18 protein-coding genes are annotated in these 18,716 nt (G+C 30.3%); 11 read left to right on the top strand and 7 right to left on the bottom strand.

What is annotated here, in order from left to right; all coding sequences use genetic code 11:
* The first annotated feature begins 203 nt into the window (after positions 1 to 203).
* The 8 genes from ACKGJY_RS09665 to ACKGJY_RS09630 all read left to right on the top strand — a co-directional run bounded on the left by ACKGJY_RS09665 (position 204) and on the right by ACKGJY_RS09630 (position 10,633).
* Positions 204 to 1,226 (top strand): glutamine synthetase beta-grasp domain-containing protein, encoded by a 1,023-nt coding sequence (locus ACKGJY_RS09665; protein ID WP_413973675.1) that lies wholly within the window; start codon positions 204 to 206, stop codon positions 1,224 to 1,226.
* Between the two features lie 117 nt (positions 1,227 to 1,343).
* Positions 1,344 to 3,131, top strand: coding sequence for an OstA-like protein (locus ACKGJY_RS09660; RefSeq protein ID WP_413973674.1), 1,788 nt, complete (start codon positions 1,344 to 1,346; stop codon positions 3,129 to 3,131).
* Positions 3,132 to 3,136: 5 nt separating this feature from the next.
* Positions 3,137 to 4,330 (top strand): aspartate aminotransferase family protein, encoded by a 1,194-nt coding sequence (locus tag ACKGJY_RS09655; protein ID WP_413973673.1) that lies wholly within the window; start codon positions 3,137 to 3,139, stop codon positions 4,328 to 4,330.
* A gap of 151 nt (positions 4,331 to 4,481) precedes the next feature.
* Entirely contained in the window at positions 4,482 to 5,870 is a 1,389-nt protein-coding gene (locus ACKGJY_RS09650) for a tetratricopeptide repeat protein (protein ID WP_413973672.1), read from the top strand.
* Positions 5,871 to 5,912: 42 nt separating this feature from the next.
* A complete protein-coding gene (locus tag ACKGJY_RS09645) occupies positions 5,913 to 6,833 on the top strand; it encodes a DUF368 domain-containing protein (protein WP_413973671.1) in 921 nt (306 codons plus the stop codon).
* Entirely contained in the window at positions 6,833 to 7,849 is a 1,017-nt protein-coding gene (locus tag ACKGJY_RS09640; RefSeq protein WP_413973670.1) for a DUF368 domain-containing protein, read from the top strand. Before ACKGJY_RS09645 ends, ACKGJY_RS09640 begins: the two co-directional genes overlap by 1 nt.
* Positions 7,842 to 8,588 carry a shikimate dehydrogenase family protein gene (locus ACKGJY_RS09635; RefSeq protein ID WP_413973669.1) on the top strand — a complete coding sequence of 249 codons (747 nt, stop codon included), beginning with the start codon at positions 7,842 to 7,844 and terminating at the stop codon, positions 8,586 to 8,588. Before ACKGJY_RS09640 ends, ACKGJY_RS09635 begins: the two co-directional genes overlap by 8 nt.
* Positions 8,589 to 8,677: 89 nt before the next feature.
* On the top strand, positions 8,678 to 10,633 hold the full coding sequence (locus tag ACKGJY_RS09630) for a DUF349 domain-containing protein (protein ID WP_413973668.1): 1,956 nt from the start codon (positions 8,678 to 8,680) through the stop codon (positions 10,631 to 10,633).
* Between the two features lie 89 nt (positions 10,634 to 10,722).
* Here ACKGJY_RS09630 and ACKGJY_RS09625 read toward each other — a convergent pair whose 3' ends face one another.
* From ACKGJY_RS09625 to ACKGJY_RS09605, 5 genes are all read right to left on the bottom strand, one after another.
* A complete protein-coding gene (locus tag ACKGJY_RS09625; protein WP_413973667.1) occupies positions 10,723 to 11,394 on the bottom strand; it encodes a Crp/Fnr family transcriptional regulator in 672 nt (223 codons plus the stop codon).
* Positions 11,395 to 11,480: 86 nt separating this feature from the next.
* Positions 11,481 to 11,900, bottom strand: coding sequence for a DUF5606 domain-containing protein (locus ACKGJY_RS09620; RefSeq protein WP_413973666.1), 420 nt, complete (start codon positions 11,898 to 11,900; stop codon positions 11,481 to 11,483).
* Positions 11,901 to 11,958: 58 nt separating this feature from the next.
* The gene (gene def / locus ACKGJY_RS09615) at positions 11,959 to 12,549 is read right to left on the bottom strand and encodes a peptide deformylase (RefSeq protein ID WP_413973665.1); all 591 of its coding nucleotides are present in this window, start codon (positions 12,547 to 12,549) and stop codon (positions 11,959 to 11,961) included.
* A 66-nt stretch (positions 12,550 to 12,615) separates the two neighbouring features.
* Positions 12,616 to 13,026 (bottom strand): Holliday junction resolvase RuvX, encoded by a 411-nt coding sequence (gene ruvX, locus ACKGJY_RS09610; protein WP_413973664.1) that lies wholly within the window; start codon positions 13,024 to 13,026, stop codon positions 12,616 to 12,618.
* Positions 13,027 to 13,130: 104 nt separating this feature from the next.
* Positions 13,131 to 13,394 carry a hypothetical protein gene (locus ACKGJY_RS09605; protein ID WP_413973663.1) on the bottom strand — a complete coding sequence of 88 codons (264 nt, stop codon included), beginning with the start codon at positions 13,392 to 13,394 and terminating at the stop codon, positions 13,131 to 13,133.
* Between the two features lie 346 nt (positions 13,395 to 13,740).
* Between ACKGJY_RS09605 and ACKGJY_RS09600 the strand changes: the two genes are divergently transcribed.
* Positions 13,741 to 14,556 carry a 2,3,4,5-tetrahydropyridine-2,6-dicarboxylate N-succinyltransferase gene (locus ACKGJY_RS09600; RefSeq protein WP_413973662.1) on the top strand — a complete coding sequence of 272 codons (816 nt, stop codon included), beginning with the start codon at positions 13,741 to 13,743 and terminating at the stop codon, positions 14,554 to 14,556.
* A gap of 81 nt (positions 14,557 to 14,637) precedes the next feature.
* The gene (locus ACKGJY_RS09595; RefSeq protein WP_413973661.1) at positions 14,638 to 15,705 is read left to right on the top strand and encodes a glycosyltransferase family 9 protein; all 1,068 of its coding nucleotides are present in this window, start codon (positions 14,638 to 14,640) and stop codon (positions 15,703 to 15,705) included.
* Here ACKGJY_RS09595 and ACKGJY_RS09590 read toward each other — a convergent pair.
* Positions 15,688 to 16,728, bottom strand: a complete 1,041-nt coding sequence (locus tag ACKGJY_RS09590; RefSeq protein WP_413973660.1) for a beta-1,6-galactofuranosyltransferase — start codon at positions 16,726 to 16,728, stop codon at positions 15,688 to 15,690. The two genes, ACKGJY_RS09595 and ACKGJY_RS09590, sit on opposite strands and share 18 nt — an antisense overlap.
* A 59-nt stretch (positions 16,729 to 16,787) precedes the next feature.
* Here ACKGJY_RS09590 and glf point away from each other — a divergent pair, with 59 nt between their 5' ends.
* Positions 16,788 to 17,894 (top strand): UDP-galactopyranose mutase, encoded by a 1,107-nt coding sequence (glf, locus tag ACKGJY_RS09585; RefSeq protein WP_413973659.1) that lies wholly within the window; start codon positions 16,788 to 16,790, stop codon positions 17,892 to 17,894.
* Here glf and ACKGJY_RS09580 read toward each other — a convergent pair.
* Positions 17,884 to 18,711 (bottom strand): glycosyltransferase family 2 protein, encoded by an 828-nt coding sequence (locus tag ACKGJY_RS09580; protein WP_413973658.1) that lies wholly within the window; start codon positions 18,709 to 18,711, stop codon positions 17,884 to 17,886. The genes glf and ACKGJY_RS09580 overlap by 11 nt on opposite strands.
* Positions 18,712 to 18,716 lie beyond the last annotated feature (5 nt).

Raw genomic sequence — 18,716 nt, 5'->3', positions numbered from 1 at the left:
CCAAAATAATATTTATTATAATTAAAGATATTTCAATATATGCATAATTTACTATACTTTTTTTAAAATAAACCATAAAAAAATAGGGTATAAATAAAAACAACATTGCTTTTTATGAAAACCACCCCTAAAATTTAAAGTATCTTGATAAAAATATATATTTGTGTTTATTACAATAAGATATTCATTATAAAATATTAATTATGGCAAAAATTAAATTAGAGTATATTTGGCTAGATGGTTACTTTCCAACACAAAACTTGAGAAGTAAAACTAAGGTTGAAGAACATGAAAACTTTAAAGGAACATTAGATGAGCTAGGAAACTGGTCTTTTGATGGATCGTCAACAAGACAAGCAGAAGGAGGATCTTCTGATTGTTTATTAAAACCTGTGGCTATTTATCCTGATCCAGATAGAATAAATGGCTATTTAGTAATGACAGAAGTTTTAAATGCTGACGGAACACCTCATGTATCTAATGGTAGAGCTACTATTGATGATGATGATAATGATTTTTGGTTTGGTTTCGAGCAAGAGTATTTTATTATGGATACTAAAACGCAATTGCCTTTAGGATTTCCTGTAGGTGGTTATCCTGCTCCTCAAGGAATGTATTACTGTTCTGTAGGAGGAAGAAATACCCACGGTAGAGGTTTAGTTGAAGAACATGCAAATTTATGTATCGATGCAGGTTTAAACTTTGAAGGTATTAACCAAGAAGTTGCTTCTGGACAGTGGGAATTTCAATTGTTTGCAAAAGGAGCTAAAAAAGCGGGTGATGAAATTTGGATTGCAAGATATTTATTAGATCGTTTAACCGAAAAGTATGGTTATTATATTGATTACCATCCAAAACCATTAGGTAAAGATATGGACTGGAATGGTTCTGGTATGCATGCAAACTTCTCAAATGAGGTTTTAAGAACATGTGGGTCTAAAGAAACTTACGAAGCTATTTGTGAAGCGTTCCGTCCTGTTGTAAAAGAACACATTGCTGTTTACGGAGAGTTTAACGACCAACGTTTAACAGGAGATCACGAAACTGCAGCTATTACAGATTTCTCTTATGGAATTTCAGATAGAGGAGCTTCAATCCGTATTCCAATTATTACTGTAGAGAAAGGTTGGAAAGGATGGTTAGAAGATAGAAGACCAGCATCTAACGGAGATCCATACAAAATTGCAGGTAGAATCATAAAAACAGTTAAATCTGCTAAGATTTAAATTTTAATAAATAGTTAAATCTAAAAAAACGCTTCAAAAATTATTTTGGAGCGTTTTTTGTTGCTTCATACTTATACTATAATATTATCGTTATTTTTGTTATAAATTATTTTTAACTTGAAAACACCTATCACTTCTTACCTGTTTTTTTTATTTATATTTTATGGAGTTTCTGTACTCTATTCTCAACAAAAAATCGAAATTAAATACTCTGGTTTTTTAAATAAAGACGAAAACAAACACCCTGGCGCACAAATTTTAACCCGTGACGACTCTGAGCAGGTTCATATTTTTCATAGTGGAACAGATATGTGGTGCGACAAGGCCTATTATTTTGGTAAAGAAAATTTTATTGAAGCATATGGAAATGTAAAAATGATACAAGGTGATACTATTAATATGACGTCTAAGTATGTTGAATATAATGGCGCTACACAGTTAGCATTTGCTAGTGGTAACGTGGTTTTAACAGACCCTAGTTCTACAATTAGTTCAGACACTTTATATTTTGACAGAGAACGCCAACAAGCTTTTTACAGAAGTAATGGTACTGTTGTGAAAGATTCTTCTGGTACCATTACTAGCAAAATTGGCAGATACTATATGCAACAAAAAAAGTACAGATTTGTTGAAAACGTTGTACTTACAAATCCTGATGCAGAAATAGTAACAGATTATTTTGATTTTTATTCTGATACTGGAAATGCTTATTTATTTGGACCATCAACAATAACCACAACAGAAAGTGTAACCTATTGCGAAAAAGGTTTTTATGATACTAAGGCAAAAATTGGTTATGCCATGAAAAACGCTAAGATTGATTATGATGGTAAAGAAATAGTGGGTGATAGTTTATATTTTGATCAAAATACAAACTTCTCCTCTGCCACAAATAATATTAAAATTACTGATACCCTAAATAATAGCGTTGTAAAAGGACATTACGCTGAAGTGTTTAAAGCAAAAGATTCTATATTTATAACAAAACGTGCTTATGCTATTACAGTACAAGATAAAGACTCCGTATATATACATGGGGATACCCTTATGCTTACTGGTAAGCCAGAGAAGCGTATAACACGTATATTTAGAAATGTAAAGCTTTATAAATCTGATATGAGTGGTAAATCAGATTCTATTCATGTTAATCATGAAACTGGATTAACACAGCTTATTAACATAAACGACTCAAAAACTGGTACCGCATTTTCTACAGCAAGAAAACCAATTTTATGGAATTTAGGTAACCAAATGACTGGAGATACCATTCATTTACAATCGGATACTGAAAATGATAAACTAGATTCGCTCATTGTATTTAATAATGCATTTTTAATTAGTAAAGACTCTCTTGGTAACGGCCATAACCAAATTAATGGAAAAAAACTTGTAGGTTTATTTAATGATGAAAATGAACTATATAATGTTGATATTATTAAAAATGCGCAATCCATTTATTACATGAGAAATGATAATGGTGAGTTAGTAGGTATTGATAAATCTAAATCTGGTTTAATTAAGATCCTATTATATGATAATGCTATTGACGAAGTTAGAAAAATCAATCAAGTAGATGGTAAAGTGTATCCAGAAGAAGATTTTCCAAAAAAAGAACGTATTTTAAAAGGTTTTGATTGGAGAGAAGAAGAGAAGCCTAATAGTGTTGAAGATTTATTTAAGGATGATCCTCCACTAGAATTACCTATAATTAAAGGACTTGATGATTATATTCCTGAAGACGATTTTTTTGATGAAGCACCTTTAAAAAACACTAAAAAGCAGCTAAATAAGGTACCAACTATAAACACAAAAAAGGCTAAAAAGATTAAAAGCAAACCCTTAATAGAAAAAAAAGTTACTAAAACCTCATTGCCAAAACCTCTCATATCTAAAGATAAAAATTAGCCATAATGAAGGAAGACTTCTTCAAACACCAAGCACAAACCACACCGCACCCGTTGGCAATGGAAGTTTCGCATGCTACTGGTAGCTATATTTATGACACAAACCAGACACCCTATCTAGATTTTGTTGCAGGAGTATCTGCCTGCCCTTTAGGCCACAATCATCCAAAAATAAATCAAGCTATAACATCGCAATTAAATAAATACCTTCATGTTATGGTTTATGGTGAGTATATTCAAAAACCAGCAGTAGATCTTACAAGACTATTAGCTAAACATTTACCTGAAACGTTACAAAAAACCTATTTAACTAATTCTGGGACAGAAGCCATAGAAGGTGCTTTAAAACTTGCAAGACGAGCTACAGGAAGAAGCGAAATAATTTCAGCTAAAAAAGCGTACCACGGTAACACCATGGGAGCTTTAAGCGTTATGGGTTACGAAGAAAGAAAAAAAGCATTTAGACCATTATTACCTGATGTTAAATTTATTGAGTTTAATAATGAAGCTGATCTAAAACATATCACTACAAAAACAGCTTGTGTTATTCTAGAGACCATACAAGGTGGTGCAGGATTTATTGAGCCTAAAAATAACTACTTAAAAAAAGTACGTGAGAGATGCAATGATACTGGTGCACTACTTATCTTAGATGAAATACAACCAGGAATAGGAAGAACAGGAAAACTATTTGGTTTTGAACACTACAATTGTATTCCTGATATTTTAGTTACGGGAAAAGGTCTCGGGGGTGGTTTACCTATTGGTGCATTTACAGCTTCAACAGAGGTAATGGATCTTTTAATGGATAACCCTAAACTCGGACATATTACAACATTTGGTGGACATCCATTAATTGCTGCATCGGCTTTAGCTACATTAAAAGAAATCACAGAAAGCAACTTAATCTCTCAAACTATTGAAAAGGAAAAATTATTCAAAAATCGTCTTAAACATTCTTTAATCAAAGAAATTAGAGGCAAAGGGTTAATGCTAGCCCTTATACTTCCAACAGCAGATATTGCAAATACACTTGTACTAGAAAGTCAACATAAAGGTTTAATACTTTTTTGGTTATTATTTGAGCCAAGAGCGGTTAGAATAACACCACCTTTAACCATTTCTAAAGATGAAATTATTAAAGGATGCTCTATAATCTGTAATATTCTAGATAAAATAGCAACAAAAGAGAACAATTAACCCTCTGATTTTTAACTAAAAACAAACGCTTAATGCTAATTATGTATTAAACTGTTCATTACTTTGTTAAAAACATTTAATATAAAATTCCTAAAAACCTGTAATAGAACGCTACTTTTATAAAAGTTGAACAGTACACTCAAACGTGTTTATGGAGTTTAGTCAAAGCGACAACAACAATTTACCTCTTACAAAATTTGAATCTATGTTAAAAACAAACCATGTTTTGTTTTTTGATTCAGAAGAGTTTGAAAATATAATCCACCATTACCTTAACCAAGGTAAAATAGCTTTAGCTAAAAAAGCTATTAAACTTGGGCTGCAACAACACCCTTCATCAATAAACTTAAAACTGTTTAAAGTTGAAATATTTATTTTTGAGAATAATCTTGATGATGCTAATGCGCTTTTAAATAAGCTGTATCAACTAGAGCCACATAATGAAGAAATTTTTATTCAAAAGGCAAACATACTATCCAAACAAGATAAGCACGAAAAAGCCATAGATGTACTTAAACATACATTAAGCTTAACAGCTGATGTTTCAGATATTTATTCCCTCATTGGAATGGAATATTTATTTATAGATGCTTTTGAAGATGCCAAGACTAATTTTATGAAATGTCTTGAACAAGATATTGATGATTATTCGGCTCTATATAATGTCATATATTGTTTTGACTATTTAGAGCAGCATAATGAGGCTATAGAGTATCTGAATATATTTTTAGATAAAAACCCCTATTGCGAAATTGCATGGCACCAATTAGGAAAACAGTACATTACATCAAAAAAATATAAAAAAGCATTAGCAGCTTTTGATTTTGCTATAATTTCAGATGATACTTTTGTTGGCGCTTATCTAGAACGCGGAAAGGTTTTAGAAAAGCAACGCAATTATACAGAAGCCATTGAAAATTATACTATTACCTTAACATTAGATGATCCTACATCTTTTGCGCTACTAAGAATTGGGCATTGCTACGAAAAACTTAAAAATTTAGATTTAGCCTTACAATATTACTATAAAACAGTTCATGAAGATCCTTTGCTGGATAAGGGTTGGATAGCTATAACTAAGTTCTATAAAAAGCAAAAAAACTTTCAAAAAGCACTTTATTATATTAATAAAGCAATTAATATAGATTCTGAAAATGTAAACTATTGGAAGTTATATGCACAAATAAATCATCGCTTAAATTTCTTTGAAGAAGCAGAATGTGGCTACAAAAGAGCTTTAGAACTAGGTAATTTTGAAATAGATACTTGGATTGCTAGAGGTGATTTATTATTAAAATTAGGAGAACTAAAAGCAGCTATTTTTAATTTTGAACAAGCTACTGAATTCTATCCAGAACATGCTGAGATTGAATATCGTTTAAGTGGTTTGTTTTTTACAATACTTGAAATTGATAAAGGCATATTTCATTTAAAAAACGGCTTAAAATACAATAGAGAGTATAGCTTTATATTAGATGAATTATTCCCTAAACTATTAGATAATATTCAAGTACAACGCTTGTTAAATTCTAAGTCGTAAATTACTTCAAATTATATACCTTTGATATTTAAAACTTAAGGTATGCAACGACGATTTATTGATTACTTAATTATTTCTTTAAAAGGTGTAGCTATGGGTGCTGCTGATGCTGTACCTGGAGTATCTGGAGGTACTATAGCTTTTATCTCTGGAATATATGAAGAACTAATATCTACTATAAGTAATATCAATCTACCTTTATTTAAAACACTTTTTCAAAAAGGTATTGTACAATTTTGGAAAGATCTTAACGGTAATTTTTTAGTAGCACTTCTTACGGGTATCGTTGTAAGTTTTGTATCATTTATGAAATTAGCAAAATACCTTTTAGAACATCACCCCATACTAATTTGGTCATTTTTCTTTGGACTCATTATTGCCAGTATCTATTTTGTAGGCAAACAAATTACAAAATGGAATATTGCAACCATAATTGCTCTAGGTATTGGTGCAATTCTAGCATACTTTATTTCCACACTCCCATCAATGGAGAATAGTGATAATGAGTATTTTCTATTTATAGCTGGCGCTATAGCTATTTGTGCTATGATATTACCTGGTATATCTGGTTCGTTTATACTTATAATTCTAGGTTCTTACAAAACCCTTAGTGATGCTATACACGATGTAGATATTAAAAAAATAATACTTTTTATAACAGGTGCTATTATTGGTTTATTAAGTTTTAGTCATGTATTAAAATGGTTATTTAAGCACTATCATAATATCACACTTGCGTTATTAACAGGTTTTATTTTTGGATCATTAAATAAAGTTTGGCCATGGAAAGAAACACTATCTTGGTATACAAACTCTAAAGGCGCAGAGTTACCACTTATTCAACAAAGTATTTCTCCTTTAAATTTTAATGGAGACAATCATCTTATACCCTCCATAGTATTGATGATTTTAGGCTTTTTAACTATTTTAACTCTTGAAAAAATAGGCAGTAAAAAACAATAATGGAAAACACCAAAACCGTTAATGATAAAATTTTTCTAGTGCTTAAAGGGCTAGCCATGGGTGCTGCTAATAAAGTACCTGGAGTTTCTGGTGGTGTTGTTGCATTTGTTGCAGGCTTTTATGAAGAATTTATCTACTCATTAAAAAAGGTAAACAGAAAAGCTTTTAAATTACTTATAAATGGCAGATTTAAAAGCTTTTTTAATTATATAAATGGTAAGTTTTTAGGGTTATTGTTTTTTGGTATGGTTGTAAGTTACTTTAGTGTTTCTAAAGTATTAGACTATCTCATTTTACATTACGAATTATACGTTTGGAGTGTTTTTTTTGGGATGATTGTTGGCTCTATATATTATATTAATAAAGATTTTAAAGATTGGAACAATAAAACACTATTATCCTTAGCTTTAGGCATTGCACTAGGTTTAGGTATTAGTTTTTTAAACCCTGCTAAAGAAAATGATAACCTCTTGTTTGTTTTTTTTTGTGGTATTATTAGCGTATCAGGTATGACACTACCTGGGTTTTCTGGTTCGTTTATATTAATTTTATTAGGTAACTATGTGTTGTTACTAGTTGATTCTGTTAATGCACTTTATGATACTATATCTGAGATATTCAGTGGGAATTTCAATTTTATTTACAATGAAACCCGTATGAGAATGCTTGAGGTTTTAGCGGTTTTTACATTGGGTTCTGTTACTGGTCTCGTCACCTTTTCTCATCTACTAAGCTATATTTTAAAACATTATAAAAGCATTACTACTGCATCAATAATAGGATTTATAGTCGGATCGCTAGGTGTGGTATGGCCTTGGAAAAAAACAATTTATAAGTATACCGATAACGGCTCGTTTTTATTAGATTCTAGAGGAGAAAAAATTATAGAAAACTACAAACGCTACATTCCAGAATTAACCGCAGAAACTTACTTTGCCATTGGTTTTATACTACTGGGTTTTGCAATAGTAATAGGTTTAGAAATATACGGTCAAAAAAGAAAAAAACATGCATAAATTAGGACTTTTAGGTAAAAATATATCATACTCATTTTCAAGAAATTATTTTAAAACTAAGTTTGAAAAAGAAAATATTACAGATGTTAGCTATCAAAATTTTGATATTGAAGACATAACTACATTTCCGAAAATCATACGAGAAACAACGAACTTAAAAGGTTTAAACGTTACTATTCCTTATAAAGAAGACGTAATACCCTATTTAGACAAACTCAATAAAAAGGCGGAAGCTATCGGTGCTGTAAACACTATAAAGTTAACTAAAAAAGGTAAGCTTGTTGGCTATAATACAGATTGTTATGGATTTATAAATTCATTAAAACCATTACTAACCAAACGACACAAAAAAGCTTTAATTTTAGGTACTGGTGGTGCCAGTAAAGCAATATTGTATTCGTTAAAGGAAGAAAACGGAATTAAATGCCACTATGTATCAAGAACCGCTTCTAAAAAAGTAAAATATACGTATGAGGACTTAACTGAGGCTATTATTTCTAAATATCAAATCATAATAAATTGTACCCCTTTAGGTACGTTTCCTAATATAGAAGAGTGCCCAAAAATTCCCTACAATGGTATTTCAGAAAACCATATTCTTTTTGATTTAGTGTATAACCCAGAAGAAACACTATTTTTAAGACTAGGTAAAGCACAAGGTGCTAAAACAATGAATGGTCTTAAAATGCTAAAATTACAAGCAGAAAAAGCTTGGTCTATTTGGGATATAGTTAGATAAAGTAAATACATTAAAACAGCTTCCCTTTTTTTGTAAATACTTTAGTTGTTAGTATCTTTAAACAATACAAATACTAAACATTTATTAAAATGTCTGAGCTAGATAACCTGCAAAATGCAGATGGAAAAAAAGAAAATATAGAAACATCAGAACCTAAAACTGATGATACATCTATAAATACTCCCGAAGAAAATAGTGATACACCTGATGGAGCAGATTCTTCAGAAAAATTATCAACTACTACTGAAGATGATGGTTTAAATGAAATAGAAAAATCTAACGCTGAAGATGCTGAAGACGAAGGCAATAAAGAGCGACATACTATAGCATTTGGAGAGTACGATAAAATGTCTTTAGAAGCTCTAACTATAGAACTTGAAAAACTTTTAAAAAATGAAAAAGTTCAGGCTATAAAAAGTCATATTGATACCATAAAAAATGAATTCAACACAAAATTTAATGCTTTAGTTGATGAGAAAAAAGCAGATTTTATAAATGATGGTGGTAATGAAATAGACTTCTACTACTCAAGTCCTGTACAAAAACGATTTAAAACTGCATACAGAGACTATAGAAATAAACTTAATGACCACTACAAAAATATTGAGCAAAATCTTAAACAAAATCTTAAAGATAAGCTTGAAATTATTGAAGAGTTAAAAGGCCTAATTAATGTTGAAGAGAATATAAACTCAACCTATAAACACTTTAAGGAACTACAAGAACGTTGGAGAAATACAGGACCAATACCACGGGATAGATATAATAACGCTTGGAATAGCTACCACCATCACGTAGAAATATTCTATGATTTTTTACATTTGAATAGAGACCTACGCGATTTAGATTTTAAGCACAACTTAGAGAAAAAAACTAAGATTATTGAACGTGCTGAAGAGCTTGCTAAAGATGACGATACCATGCGAGCTTTTAGAGAGTTACAGGAGCTTCATAAAATGTGGAAGGAAGAACTGGGTCCAGTTGGTAAAGAGCATCGCGAAACAATTTGGGAACGTTTTAAAGTTGCAACCAAAGTAATTAATGAGAAAAAGCAACTTTATTTTAAAGAAATAGATAAGGTTTATGAAAAAAACCTTGAGAAAAAACATGAAATAATTGCCGCTATAGAGGCAGTAGCGGCAGACACATCAAAATCTCATAGTACGTGGCAAAAGAAGATTAAAGAAGTTGAAGCATTAAGAGAAAAATTTTTCAATGCCGGTAAAGTACCTATTAAAGTTAATGAAGCTACATGGGCAAAGTTTAAGGATGTAGTTAGAAGTTTTAATAGAAAAAAGAATGCGTTTTATAAAGATTTAAAGAAGGAACAGTACCAAAATCTTCAAAAGAAAATAGAATTAGTTAAAATAGCTGAAGACAATAAAGACAGTGATGATTTTGAAGTTACTACACCTTTAATGAAGAAAATTCAAAGCGATTGGAAAAAGATAGGTCATGTTCCAAGAAAGGATAGCGATAAAATATGGAAGCAATTTAAAGCAGCCTGTAACACTTACTTTGATAAAGTACATTCTAAAAGAAATGAAGCTAACAAAGAGTTTATTGAAGCATTTAATAAAAAACTAAAAGTGCTTGATGAGTTAAAAACACTAAAACTTACAAACGATAAGGATAAAGATTTAGCTACAATTAAAGCACATGTTAATACATGGAAAAATATTGGAAAAGTACCTAATGATAAACGCTTTGTTGAAGGTAAATTTAATAAAGCTATTGATGAAGTTTTCTCAAAACTAAAAATAGATAGAAACGAAGCTGAAATGATAAAGTTTGAAACCAAGCTTGAGACATTAAATAGCAATAACGATAATAATAGAAGCTTAGATAATGAGCGTTCTTTTATCCGTAAAAAAATTGATGAGGTTAAAGGACAAATTAATCAGTTAGAAAATAACTTACAATTTTTTACCAACGTTAATGACGACAACCCCTTAGTTAAAGATGTAAACGCTAATATTGCCAAACACAAAAAAGAGCTGGAACTTTGGAAGTCTAAACTTAATGAAATAAAAAAATTATACTAAAGTTTATAATTCATAAAAAAAGCATGATTTAAAATCATGCTTTTTTTATGAATTATTTATAGTAAGCCTAAAATATTTAGGCTAAACGTTTATGCAGGTTGACTATATATTCTTATTTCTTTCCTATTAAACGCTATTATATTATCTTCTTTTAATTCGTTTAATAATATATTTAAAGTTGGCCTAGAAGTACCAATTAAAGATGCTATATCTTTTTGTGTATAAGGATGTTGAATGATTTTATCTCCTGTTTTCTCGCAATCGTAACCATAATCAGTACACAATTCATGTAAAAACTCTTCCAAACGAGTTTTAGCGTCCTTGTACAATAAAAGCTGAAGTCGTCTTTCTAATCTTTTAAGTCTTAAACCAATAAATTTATAAACTTTTAAGCTAAATGTTTGATTATCACGCATTAAATCATGCATAGCGTCTACACCTATCGGGCAAATACTTGTCGTATTATCGATAGACATAGCAAACTCATCTCGTTTAACATCACCAAAAATTGCAGTTTCACCAAATAATTCTCCACGACTAAGTATAGCCTTAACTACTTCGGTACCTTGCTGATTGTAGTATCCTATTTTTACCTTACCTTTTTCTATAAGGTAAACTTTATTAGCTGAATCTTGCTCAAAATAAATATAATCCTGCTTTTTATAAGCATCAAAATTATGGCATTCCTTGTAAGCTTTGAATTTGTGCGGACATAAAATTTTGAAAAGGTTAGTGTCTTCAAAAAACCAAAGGGACTTCATAGTTTACGATTTTATAATTTATATTGTCGTAAACAATTGGCACTACTTACATAAATATTGCAAAAAAATACCAGAAGGATAATTATTTACTCTTCTTCTTCTTGAGATGAATTATCATCAAGTAAACTAAGCATGTCATGTTGCTGTAATAAATTATACCATTGTACTATCTTTTTTATGTCGCTAACATATACCCTATCTTCGTCATAATCAGGTAAAACATCAAAAAAATATTCCTCTAATTTATCTTTACTATCCTTAGGCTTAACACTACATAGTTTGCTATTTTCTTTATCGCGTATTTTATCTAATACCTTGTATAAAGGCACTTCTTCTGTTAATGTGTAAATAGCAATTTCACTTAAAACACTAACATTATTTTGTAGGCTAATAGATAAACGCTTGCCATCTATTAAAGATTCTGCAACAAACCCACCTCGTGTTTGAGTTACTAATTTATAAAGTCCTGGCTTTCCAGAAATGGATAATATTTTTTCTAAGCCCATAGTAATTTTTTATTTTTTTAGAGGTGCTAATATCATATTTTTAAGATGCATCACAAAATTATCGCTTCTTTTTTTGATTTGGAAAACGCATTCTATAATCTACATTAATCTTCCCTTTTGAAATATTTAATAGCTTCCCTTTGATGAGTCTTTTTTTGAAACTTGACAATTTTTCAGTAAACAAAACACCTTCAATATGATCATATTCATGCTGTATTACTCTAGCTATCAAACCATCAAATGTTTCGGTATGCTTCTTAAAGTTCTCATCATAATACTCTATTGTAATTTTTGGAGCTCTAAAAACGTCTTCTCTTACATCTGGTATACTTAAACACCCTTCATTAAAAGCCCACTCGTCGCCTTCTTCTTCAATAATTTTAGCGTTTATAAATACACGCTTAAAATCTTTTAAAGCAGCTCTTTCATCTTCTGACAATACATCATCTTCTGCAAATGGAGATGTATCTACTAAAAATAATCTAATGGGTATCCCAATTTGAGGTGCCGCCAAACCAACACCCATGGCATTGTACATCGTTTCAAACATGTTCTCTAGCAAGGTATCTAATTTAGGATACTCTTTTGTTATATCTTCTCCAACCTTTTTTAAAACTGGATCGCCATATGCCACAATTGGTAAAATCATTTATTAGGATTATTTTTTGCAAAAATACAATTCTTGTAGTGTAAATTAATCTATTGGAGAAAAAATCTATTGAGAATATAGATAGCTTTGAAGTATTAATGTGGCACTAATTTCATCTACTAGTGCTTTATTTTTTCGTTGTTTCTTTTTTAAACCACTGTCTATCATAGTTTGAAACGCCATTTTAGATGTAAAGCGCTCGTCAACTCTAGTTACAGGCATTTTAGGAAAAACTTTTGAAAGCTTTTTTAGAAAGGCAATAATCAATACTTCGCTTTCAGATGGCGAATTATCCATTTGTTTGGGTTCTCCAACTAAAAATAATTCAACACGTTCTTTTGAAGTGTACTCTTTTAAAAAGGAAATTAAATCGCTTGTTGCTACAGTTGTTAACCCAGAAGCAATTATCTGCAATTCGTCAGTTACTGCAATTCCTGTTCTAATCTTACCATAATCTATTGCTAAAATTCTGGGCATTACTTTTTTTTGTACAAAAGTAGTTTATTAAACTAAAAAAAGACTGCCCTAACAGACAGTCTTTTTTATTTAACCTTATAATTAAATTTGAATACTTTTAAAATTTATGATAATTTTCTACTGTTAAGTTTAGGAAATACTAATTTGATGTTATCAACTTTTCTTTCTCTATTTAAGAAAATTCTAATATCACTACTACTTTTAGCAATAGTCTCTTTTATTGTTACGGTATCTATAATTACTTTAGCCTCTTTAACTTCAGAAACAGTAATTTTAGCGTCTACACCATCAGTCTTAATCTCATTTTGAGCGCCTATGGCCGAAAAAGAAAGTAATAAGATAAATAAGATGTAAAAATTTGTTTTCATGATTTGTGTTGTTTCATTTGTTTCAACACTTCAAAGATACATGTGCTACATTGCTCAAATGCAATATATTAGTTGTACACTATTGAATTTTCGATTATTAGAAAAACGGTATAATTTTGACGATAAACAGTTTAAACGTAGTAATAAACGCTGTAATACAATAATCAACGTCAAAATACATAGCAAATACAGTTCATCAGTATTTTTAGAAGTACTAACACATAAAACATACCCTAAAAATTTAAAATTCTAATAGTATTTCACTATAACATTTAAAATATTTCAAGATAAAACACACCACTATTTTAGCTATTACATAGTATATTTGCCCAAAATATTGATACTAATGACAGAATTACAACAAATTATAGAAAGTGCTTGGGATAACCGAGACCTTTTACAGGAAACCAAAACAACTGATGCTATTAGACATGTAGTAGATCTATTAGATAAAGGTGAATTACGAGTTGCTCAACCTATTGAAGGTGGTTGGCAAGTAAACGAATGGGTAAAAAAAGCTGTAGTTTTATATTTCCCTATTCAAAAAATGGAAACTTTAGAGGCTGGTATTTTTGAGTACCATGATAAAATTCCATTAAAACGCAATTTTGCTGAAAGAGGTATTCGTGTTGTACCTAATGCTGTAGCAAGACATGGTGCTTACATTTCTCCAGGTACTATCTTAATGCCAAGTTATGTAAATATTGGCGCATATGTAGATGAAGGTACAATGGTTGATACTTGGGCTACTGTTGGTAGTTGTGCGCAAATTGGTAAAAATGTGCATTTATCTGGCGGTGTTGGTATAGGCGGTGTTTTAGAACCTTTACAAGCAGCACCTGTTATTATAGAAGATAATGCTTTTATTGGGTCGCGTTGTATTGTTGTTGAAGGTGTAAAAGTAGAAACTGAAGCTGTTTTAGGCGCTGGAGTTGTACTAACTATGAGTACTAAAATTATTGATGTTACTGGAAACAAACCTAAAGAGTATAAAGGTATTGTACCTGCAAGATCAGTAGTAATTCCTGGTAGTTATGCAAAACAATTTCCTTCTGGAAGTTACAACGTACCTTGTGCACTTATTATAGGAAAACGTAAAGAAAGTACAAATAAGAAAACTTCGCTTAACGATGCGCTTAGAGAGCATAGTGTAGCAGTATAAATTAAATAACGATAATTAAATTCCAAATTCCAAAAACATTTTAATTGGAATTTGGAATTTTTTGTTTGTATTTTGAAGCTTATGAAGATTTTAGTCATTCAGCAAAAGATGATTGGTGATGTATTAACATCTACCATTATTTTTTCTGCTTTAAGAAAAAATTATCCTGATGATGAGCTTCACTATTTAGTTAATACTCCTACTTTACCTATTATAAAACACTATCCTAATATTGACAAGGTTATACACATTACGCCTACTATAGATAAAAACCCACTACAGTTTTATAATTTTTTAAAAACCATTAAAAACGAAAAATATGATATTGTAATTGATGTGTATGGAAAATGGTCGAGTAATTTTATAACACTGTTTTCAAAAGCTAAAACACGTATTGGCTATTATAAATGGTATACACAACAGTTTTACTCTCATCCTGTTAAACGTCATAAAATTTCAAAAAACAATCAAGGTTTAGCTATTGAAAATAGATTACAACTGTTAGAACCTATTTGCAAAACCATTCCTAACGTTAAGCCTAAAATTTACCTTACTCCAGAGGAAATAAAAAACGCTAAAAACTTATTAATTAATTTTGAATTAAACACTTCTAAACCATTATATATGATTAGTGTTTTAGGTAGTGGTGATACCAAAACATACCCTTTTAAATATATGGCATCGGTAATAGATACTATTGTTACATCAACCGGTGGTAATATTTTATTTAATTACATCCCTAAACAGATAGAGCAAGCTACAGCTATTTACAACCTTTGTAAACCAGATACTCAAAAACACATTCACTTAAATATTTTTGGAAAAAGCTTGAGAGAGTTTATTGCTATTACCTATCACTGTACAGCACTTATAGGAAACGAAGGGGGTGCTATAAATATGGCTAAAGCAATAAACATACCAACGTTTGCAATATTTTCGCCTTGGATTGATAAAAACACGTGGAAAATTTTTGAAGATGAAACCAAAAATATATCAGTTCATTTAAATGAATTTAAGCCTGAAATTTTTGAAAATACATCTATAAAGAATATAAAACATAATATTGAAAATTATTATTCTCAATTTAGTCCTAATTTATTTTCAAAAAAACTAAAAACATTTTTAGCTAATCTACACCAAGATGTCTAAAGCCTTTTTAACAGCAGTTTCTACAAAATAACCACTCATTACTTTAGTTTGAATGTCTGCTACATTTTGTTTCATGTCTTTGTATGCTGTATCACTTAAATTATCTAAAATAGTATTTAAATCTTTTAAATTAGAAACAGTTATACCAATGTTATTCTCTTTTACAAAACCAGCTAATGCTGCTTTATCCCAAATTATAATTGGCAAACCACATAATAAATACAACGATGTTTTGTGTGGGTTATTAAACTTTAAATAAGCACCATAATTTCCGCTACAAGTTTCTGTAGAAATACCATCCCAAACCAGTCCAAAATCCGATTCAATCTTATACGCTACTTCATCAGATTTAAAAACACCTTCGTAATATACTACAGATGCCTCCTCCTCTACTTTACGCTTGTTAGGATCAAATCCTATACCGTACAATCGTAAATTATAGTTACTATTTTCAAGCGTATCAAAATCAAAAATATATGAATTTTTACCATCACCAAAACCACCAGCATAAGCAATATCATAGGTGTTATTTAAAATTCTATTGGAGTTTTGCATTGGTTTTTTCTCAGAAACATAATCAAAAATTTCTAAAACGATAATAGGTATCACTACACCTTGCTCTAAAAACCATTGTTTCATAGAAGGGTTATGCACTATAATAACATCTGATGTTATAATTTGATTAAGTTCTGCCTCAACATCTTTTGTTCTTCCTTTTAAAATCCTAACATCGTGCACTAAGGTTATTATTTTACACCTTTTCATCTTTGAAAAAAATAAAATCATACCTCTAAATTTATTATTAGGGTATTGCGTTACAATAGTACTTTTTTTAGGCAACCTTAACAAAGCCATAAAAATTCCAAAGAAATTTTTAATAGTGCCAATAGCTGAATTAGGTATGGAAGACTGTTTAAAGCCTAAGTTTTTAAAGCCTAATTTCTCAAAAACAAACTCACAATCTGTTTTTGCTTTTCCAGCAGCATTAAACAATGACTTATAATTTCTAGAAATGTAATACATTGAAATGAAATCTTTTTTTTAGCTAAATATATACCTAGCTTTGTTGAAAATATAAATGTATGCAAAAGTATGATTATTTAGTTGTTGGTGCCGGATTATTTGGTGCTGTATTTGCACACGAAGCCACAAAAAAAGGCAAAACATGCTTAGTAATTGACAGAAGAGCGCACTTAGGCGGTAATGTGTATTGCGAAAATGTAGATGGTATCAATGTACATAAATACGGTGCACATATTTTTCATACTAATGATAAAGCTATTTGGGAGTATGTAAACCAATTTACAACATTTAATAATTATATTAATTCTCCGCTATCTTTATCTAAAGGTAAGCTTTATAATTTACCTTTTAATATGAATACGTTTCATCAACTATGGGGCGTACAAACTCCTAAAGCTGCCAAAGATATTATTGAAGGACAAATTGAAAAATACGGATTTAAAAACCCAAAAAATCTTGAAGAACAAGCTCTATCGCTTATTGGTAAAGATATTTATGAAACGTTAATTAAAGAATATACCGAAAAACAATGGGGCAAAAAGGCTACTGAACTGCCTGCTTTTATTATAAAACGGCTTCCTGTAAGATATACTTTTGATAATAATTATTTTAACGATACATACCAGGGTATTCCCAATGGCGGTTACAACACTATAACAAAGGGGCTACTTGATGGTATTGAAACTAAAACTGGTGTAGATTTTTTGAAAAACAAAAGAGAACTTGAAGCTTTAGTAAAAACTGTAGTGTATACAGGAAATATTGATGAGTATTACAACTATAAATTTGGTAAGTTAGAATATCGCTCCTTACGTTTTGAGCATGAAGTTTTAGAGATTGATAATTATCAAGGAAATGCTGTGGTTAATTATAATGATGCGAATGTACCATATACAAGAATTTTAGAACACAAGCATTTTGAATTTGGTAAGCAAAAGCATACAGTTGTTACCAAAGAATATCCCGAAACTTGGACACCAGAGAAAGAGGCGTATTACCCAGTAAACAATACTGAAAACCAACAGAAATACCAACAATATAAACAACTGTCTTTAACTGAAAATAATGTGATTTTTGGAGGTAGACTAGCAGAATATAAATACTATGATATGCATCAAGTTATAGCATCTGCACTTGCTAAAACAAAAAAAGAGTTTACCCCTTAGGTTTTACAATACCATATTTTGTAAATGTAGATTTTAACTTTTTTGTTGTAGCTCGTATAGCTTTGTTTTTTTTAAAAGCATCATCATTTTTATAAGGCCTATCATGATATAAATGCAAACAAATGGCACTGTAGCGTACTTGTTTAAATTTAATATTGTTATTCATCAAACGCTCCCCTAGTTCCCTATCTTCTCCTCCATATTGCATACGTTCATCAAAACCATTCACTTTTATAACGTCTTCTTTCCAAACAGATACATTCATGCCATCAAAAGTTGCTTTGGTGGTTGTAAATGTATTTAAAAACCTTGTTCTTAATTTTGATGTACTTAATTTATTCATTTTAAAACTTTTTGGTTGCCCATGTTGCAGTAACCAATTGGTGTTAAAACAATTTTGTGACGAAATAATAGCAATAGTTATAATATTAGAAACACTATTAGTCAATTTAAAATAACCTCCAGATAATGCAAAACCTTTAGCTCTCAAACTCATATGTGTTGCAACAAAATCTGCTCTTGCAATGCAATCGCCATCTGTATAAATTAAATAATCAGCTTTAGCTGCTACAGTGGCTTTATTTAAAATTTTTGTTTTTTGAAAACCTGCATCGGGCTGCCACACATGGGTAATATTGTAATTAAGTTTAAGACTTATCGCTTCTATCAATATTCTAGTATCATCCGTAGAACCGTCGTCGGCAATTATAACTTCAAAGTTTTTAAATGTTTGAAATTGGTAACTCCATAATACTTTCTCAAGCCATTCGGGCATATTATAGGTACTTATAATTACTGAAATGTCAATTGCGCTCATTGCTT

The sequence above is a fragment of the Hyunsoonleella sp. 2307UL5-6 genome (genome assembly GCF_047345485.1).
GTDB lineage: Bacteria > Bacteroidota > Bacteroidia > Flavobacteriales > Flavobacteriaceae > Jejuia.
Note: the sequence above shows the minus strand (reverse complement) of the source record. Positions and strands in the feature narration are given on the sequence as shown.

Excerpts from the sequence above, each read along its gene's own strand:
- ACKGJY_RS09665 (WP_413973675.1), top strand. The coding sequence starts at position 204 with ATGGCAAAAATTAAATTAGAGTATATTTGGCTAGATGGTTACTTTCCA.
- ACKGJY_RS09655 (WP_413973673.1), top strand. The coding sequence starts at position 3,137 with ATGAAGGAAGACTTCTTCAAACACCAAGCACAAACCACACCGCACCCG.
- ACKGJY_RS09650 (WP_413973672.1), top strand. The coding sequence starts at position 4,482 with ATGGAGTTTAGTCAAAGCGACAACAACAATTTACCTCTTACAAAATTT.
- ACKGJY_RS09645 (WP_413973671.1), top strand. The coding sequence starts at position 5,913 with ATGCAACGACGATTTATTGATTACTTAATTATTTCTTTAAAAGGTGTA.
- ACKGJY_RS09640 (WP_413973670.1), top strand. The coding sequence starts at position 6,833 with ATGGAAAACACCAAAACCGTTAATGATAAAATTTTTCTAGTGCTTAAA.
- ACKGJY_RS09635 (WP_413973669.1), top strand. The coding sequence starts at position 7,842 with ATGCATAAATTAGGACTTTTAGGTAAAAATATATCATACTCATTTTCA.
- ACKGJY_RS09630 (WP_413973668.1), top strand. The coding sequence starts at position 8,678 with ATGTCTGAGCTAGATAACCTGCAAAATGCAGATGGAAAAAAAGAAAAT.
- ACKGJY_RS09625 (WP_413973667.1), bottom strand. The coding sequence starts at position 11,394 with ATGAAGTCCCTTTGGTTTTTTGAAGACACTAACCTTTTCAAAATTTTA.
- ACKGJY_RS09620 (WP_413973666.1), bottom strand. The coding sequence starts at position 11,900 with ATGGGCTTAGAAAAAATATTATCCATTTCTGGAAAGCCAGGACTTTAT.
- def (WP_413973665.1), bottom strand. The coding sequence starts at position 12,549 with ATGATTTTACCAATTGTGGCATATGGCGATCCAGTTTTAAAAAAGGTT.
- ruvX (WP_413973664.1), bottom strand. The coding sequence starts at position 13,026 with ATGCCCAGAATTTTAGCAATAGATTATGGTAAGATTAGAACAGGAATT.
- ACKGJY_RS09605 (WP_413973663.1), bottom strand. The coding sequence starts at position 13,394 with ATGAAAACAAATTTTTACATCTTATTTATCTTATTACTTTCTTTTTCG.
- ACKGJY_RS09600 (WP_413973662.1), top strand. The coding sequence starts at position 13,741 with ATGACAGAATTACAACAAATTATAGAAAGTGCTTGGGATAACCGAGAC.
- ACKGJY_RS09595 (WP_413973661.1), top strand. The coding sequence starts at position 14,638 with ATGAAGATTTTAGTCATTCAGCAAAAGATGATTGGTGATGTATTAACA.
- ACKGJY_RS09590 (WP_413973660.1), bottom strand. The coding sequence starts at position 16,728 with ATGTATTACATTTCTAGAAATTATAAGTCATTGTTTAATGCTGCTGGA.
- glf (WP_413973659.1), top strand. The coding sequence starts at position 16,788 with ATGCAAAAGTATGATTATTTAGTTGTTGGTGCCGGATTATTTGGTGCT.
- ACKGJY_RS09580 (WP_413973658.1), bottom strand. The coding sequence starts at position 18,711 with ATGAGCGCAATTGACATTTCAGTAATTATAAGTACCTATAATATGCCC.